General features: G+C 63.6%; 3 protein-coding genes and 1 pseudogene. 2 read left to right on the plus strand and 2 right to left on the minus strand.

Translation table 11 applies throughout. The features are described from left to right. Positions 1–222, plus strand: a pseudogene (locus WBB85_RS11985) (DNA mismatch repair protein MutT); the annotation flags it as partial. Positions 223–319: 97 nt separating this feature from the next. Here WBB85_RS11985 and WBB85_RS11990 read toward each other — a convergent pair. Continuing rightward, positions 320–703: a cell division protein ZapA gene (locus WBB85_RS11990; RefSeq protein WP_432638842.1), complete on the minus strand. Its 384-nt coding sequence runs from the start codon at positions 701–703 to the stop codon at positions 320–322. Continuing rightward, a complete protein-coding gene (locus tag WBB85_RS11995) occupies positions 703–1,176 on the minus strand; it encodes a hypothetical protein (RefSeq protein WP_432638843.1) in 474 nt (157 codons plus the stop codon). Before WBB85_RS11995 ends, WBB85_RS11990 begins: the two co-directional genes overlap by 1 nt. Before the next feature lie 227 nt (positions 1,177–1,403). Between WBB85_RS11995 and tkt the strand changes: the two genes are divergently transcribed. Next, entirely contained in the window at positions 1,404–3,422 is a 2,019-nt protein-coding gene (tkt, locus tag WBB85_RS12000) for a transketolase (RefSeq protein ID WP_432638844.1), read from the plus strand. Positions 3,423–3,709: the final 287 nt, after the last annotated feature.

Raw genomic sequence — 3,709 nt, forward strand, 5'->3', positions numbered from 1 at the left:
ATGGAGAATCTCTTCACCCATGAGGGCCAAACCGGGCACGAAATCCTTTTCATTGCTGAAATCGTTTTTCCCCATGGGGCTTTCGACGGGCAGGACATAATCGAATTCACCGAGGATGACGGTACAAGCTGCACGGCGCGGTGGTACGCACCCGAGCAACTGGACGACGGCGGGATCAGCCTCTTCCCTTCGGGCCTGAAATCCCTCCTCCGCACGCTGTGAACGAAGAAAGACCCAATCACAAAACCCATAGGCCGCCCCCAAGGGCGGCCTATGCGCCTGGGCGCGCAAGTAGAGTTGGGCGCCCGAAGGCGCGAACTCAGCCTGCCTTGCGCTCTTCGATCCGGGCAGCGAGTGCTTCGGCCTGTGCGGCGATCTCGGCGAAGCTGTCGACGACGATATCAGGGATCACCGGCACCTCGACCTTGGCCGGATTGGCCCGCGCATCTGCCGCGACCCGTTCGGCGACGGCTGCCCGCTCATTGGCGGTGCGCAGCTGATCCTCTAGCCCTGCCGTCTTGTCGGCCAGCATCAGGCCCGCCATCAACAGCATCCGCGCCTCGGGCATGCGACCGATCTGGCCGATCAGCACGGCTGCCTCATTGTCCAGCATCTTCGCCGCAGAGCTCAGGAAATGCTCCTCGCCTTCCTGGCAGGCCACTTCGAAATCGCGGCCGCCGATCGTGATTTTCATCTCGGGCATCAGGCCACCTCTTCGATCAGCGGTTTCAATTCGGAAAGGATCTCTTCCATCTCGGCCACTTCGGCGGCCCTGGCGGCCCGCAATGCTTCCAGTTCGGTCTGCATGGAGCGGTTGATCAGATGCGGTTCGGCCACGCCCGCGCTTGCCGCTTCGCTCAGTGCCCGGTTGGCATCGGCCAGATCGGCGTTCAGCCGTTTCTGGCGTTGCAACTCTGCCCCCGCAGCATCGAGCTGCTGCGTGAGCCTCGCCACCTTGGCCTCAAGCGTGCCGACCATGGTTTCCTGCTTGTCCTTGATCGCGCGCACACGTTCGGTCAGCTGGGCAGTGGTGGTGCGCTCGGCATCCAGCGCTTCCTGCAGCGCGGTGGCATTTCCCGACTCTGCCGCCGGATCGCCTGCCGCGGCCTCAAATCCTGCCCCGATCCGTTCCAGCGCGGCGGACAACCGTCGCGCCAGCTCTGTCATTTCACTCATCTGTTCAGCCCCCATACCCTTTGTCACCTTACGCGCCCGGCTTTGGCGATATTTCCGTCCAGCCGATACGGACGAATCGGCCGGTGCCGCTGCAAATTGAGTTTAGACCAAAGCGGACGAGGATTTCTCCCCCTTTCCGGCCAATCGGTTAGGCGCTGCGCTTGATCTTGCCTTTCAGCCTGCTATCAAGCCGCGAAACTCTGCCATTTCAAAAAGGACAGTGCCCCGTGGATATCGTCACCCTTCGCAAGGACCATGCCGATCACTGGAGACGCGCCTGCGCGATCCGCGCTCTGGCCATGGACGCGGTTCAGGCCGCCAATTCGGGCCATCCCGGCATGCCGATGGGCATGGCCGATGTCGCGACCGTGCTGTTTGAAAAGCACCTCAAATTCGATGCGAGCCAGCCGAAATGGGCTGACCGCGACCGCTTCATCCTGTCCGCCGGTCACGGCTCCATGCTGATCTACGCACTCTTGCACCTGACCGGCTACAAGGACATGACGCTCGATCAGGTGAAGAACTTCCGCCAATGGGGCGCGATCACCGCCGGTCACCCCGAATACGGTCATGTTGACGGGGTCGAGACGACGACCGGCCCCCTCGGTCAGGGCATCTCCAACGCCGTCGGTTTCGCCATGGCCGAGGAATCGCTGCGCGCCCGTTTCGGCAAGAAGGTCGTGGATCACCACACCTGGGTCATTGCCGGGGACGGTTGTCTGATGGAGGGCATCAGCCATGAGGCGATCGGCCTTGCGGGCATGCAGAAGCTGTCGAAGCTGATCGTGCTCTGGGACAACAATGATATTTCCATCGACGGCAAGATCAGCATGTCGGACGTGACCGACCAGCGCGCCCGTTTCGCTGCCGCCGGCTGGAATGTATTGTCCTGCGATGGCCATGACCCCGTCGATATCGACCGCGCGATGACTGAAGCCAAAAGATCGGACCGCCCGGTCCTGATCGACTGCAAGACCCATATCGGCTTCGGCAGCCCGAAAAAGCAGGACACGGCAGGCGCCCATGGTTCGCCCCTTGGTCCCGATGAGATCAAGGTCACAAAAGAGATCTATGGCTGGCCCCATGCCGCCTTTGAGATCCCGGCCGATATCCTGAATGCCTGGCGCGCCATCGGTGCCCGTGGCGCTGCGGCCCGCAAGGACTGGGAAGAGCGTATTGCCGCGCTCTCGGCCAATCGTCGGGGAGAATTCGAGCGGCAGATGTCGGGCGCCGCGCCGAAGCGGCTGGCGGCCACGATCCGCGCGCTGAAGAAACAGAATTCCGACCTCGCCCCCAAGGTCGCGACCCGCAAGGCATCTGAGATGGTGCTGGAGGTGGTGAACCCGGTCATGCCCGAAACCATTGGTGGCTCGGCTGACCTCACCGGCTCGAACAACACCAAGACCGGCGATCTCGGCATCTTCAACCCGGAAAACCGCAAGGGCCGCTACGTGCATTTCGGCATCCGCGAACACGGGATGGCGGCGGCGATGAACGGCATGGCCTTGCATGGCGGCGTGCGCCCCTATGGCGGCACGTTCCTTTGCTTCACCGACTATGCCCGTGGCGCCATGCGTCTGTCGGCGCTGATGGGCGTACCTTCGGTCTATGTCATGACCCATGACAGCATCGGCCTGGGTGAAGACGGCCCGACCCACCAGCCGGTCGAACATCTTGCGATCTGCCGCGCCACGCCCAACACCTGGACCTTCCGCCCCGCCGACCTGATCGAGACGGCTGAAGCCTGGGAACTGGCGCTGACGTCGGAAAAGACACCTTCGGTGCTGGCCCTGTCGCGGCAGAACCTGCCGACGGTGCGGACCAAACATTCTGGCAAGAACCTGACCGCGCAGGGCGGCTACGTATTGCGCGAAGCCGAAGGCAAACGGCAGGCGATCCTGATGGCCACAGGGTCCGAGGTCGAAATCGCGCTGAAGGCCCGCGATCTGTTGCAGGCCCAAGGCATCGGCACCCGCGTCGTCTCCATGCCCTGCATGGAGCTTTTCACAGCGCAGGACGAGGCTTACCGCAAGAAGGTACTGCCCGCAGGTGCCGTACGCGTCGCCATCGAGGCGGCCGTGCGCCAGCCCTGGGACCGCTTCCTGCTGGGCGAGCGGGGCCGCGAGGCGAAGTCGGCCTTCGTCGGCATGGAGGGCTTCGGTGCCTCCGCCCCGGCTGAACGGCTTTATCAGGAGTTCGGCATTGCCGCCGAGGATGTCGTGACCAAGGTCAAGGCGCTGCTCTGATCGGAGACCGCAGGCTGGACGGGACAACGCGCCGCCCGTCCAACCCGATATGTCGGAGCTCCAAGCAGGTTGGAATGAGCCCTATGCGGTCTTCGACACGAGTGCAACGCAAGTCGGGCGGGGGCCTGCCCGTGGGGTGGCGCAGCGACCTGTATTCGGGGTGCTTTCTGCCCGCAAAGCCCCTCTGACCTCATGCGAAGCGCGCGATCTCAAAAGCGCCAGCCCGCCGGGACGGGCAGGCGCTCGCCCGGCGCCTTCGGCTTGTTCCCGGGCGAAGAGGCGTATCC

It is taken from the genome of Albidovulum sp., from assembly GCF_049646345.1.
Lineage (GTDB): Bacteria > Pseudomonadota > Alphaproteobacteria > Rhodobacterales > Rhodobacteraceae > Albidovulum.

Coding starts and splice junctions, on each gene's coding strand:
- WBB85_RS11995 (WP_432638843.1), bottom strand. CDS start 1,176: ATGAGTGAAATGACAGAGCTGGCGCGACGGTTGTCCGCCGCGCTGGAA.
- WBB85_RS11990 (WP_432638842.1), bottom strand. CDS start 703: ATGCCCGAGATGAAAATCACGATCGGCGGCCGCGATTTCGAAGTGGCC.